Annotated in this window: 1 protein-coding gene; it reads right to left on the minus strand. The window is 45.5% G+C overall.

The genetic code is table 11. The features are described from left to right. Positions 1 to 17: 17 nt before the first annotated feature. Positions 18 to 995, minus strand: a 978-nt coding sequence (locus B5J94_RS13220; RefSeq protein ID WP_062501718.1) for an RNA-guided endonuclease InsQ/TnpB family protein, incomplete at its 5' end; no start/stop codon positions are given.

A 995-nucleotide genomic window follows, 5' to 3' on the forward strand; every position in this document is an offset into this window, starting at 1 on the left:
TTGACTTCCTCCCCTCCCTAAAGGGAGGGGATTCCTGCTCCCAGACGGCCAAGCCCGACCGCAAGAATGTTCCGACTGGCATTGATATCTCTATCATGCCGTGTGCCACACTTTGCACAAGTCCATTCTCTTATTCGCAAACCTGCTCTACCTTTCGGACTACTGGACATATCGCCACAGCACGAGCAAGTTTGGGTAGTGTATCGTTCATTCACGATTTCAAAACGACAACCTGCGTTCTCGCACTTATAGGTCAGTTGTCGTTTCAGTTCAAACCAACCTGCATCGTAAACCGACTTGGCTAGTTTGCCTTTTTTACTGTTAAATTGGGTGGTTTTTACATCACCAACCACGATTAGGGCGTTATTCTTAACTAGCCCTGTGGTGAATTTGTGTATGAGGTCTTGGCGTGTATTTTTAATTTTGGCATGGATTGCCTTGACACGCTGTTTGTTTTTGGCACGTTGAGCGGTAGCTAATGCTTTGGCATATTTGAGCGTTTGCTTGATTTGTAGCTTGTCGCCATTTGAGGCGGTGGCACTGTCTTTTAAGCCTAGGTCAATGCCTACACTACCTGTTCCGCACTCGGTTTTTGGATAGTCTTTGACGGTAATACACGCATACCAACGATTACGGCTGTCTTGCACCAGTTCGCAGGTGTTAATTTGGTATAGGCTAAGGTTGTAGCTGTCCCATAGGTCAATGATGAGCTTTTGCCCTTTAGCTAAACTAAGCTGTAGGCTTGATTTTAATCCTTTTTTGCCTGTTTGGCGGGTAGCGATGTGTTTAATGGCGGATTGTTTAAACGGTAGCCAGCCAAGCGATTTACGCTTGGCATTGGGGTTGTTGGTTCGCCATGATAGTTTGGCTTTTTTAAATTGCTTACGGCTTTTGGCGTGGGTTTCGTTAATGGCTTGGATAGTTTGCGAGTGTAAGCCAAGTAACTCACCGCTACCTTTGGTATATTCGTTTAGGTCATAGGCGGAAAAGAATTT

This window comes from Moraxella lacunata (assembly GCF_002027545.1).
Lineage (GTDB): Bacteria > Pseudomonadota > Gammaproteobacteria > Pseudomonadales > Moraxellaceae > Moraxella > Moraxella lacunata.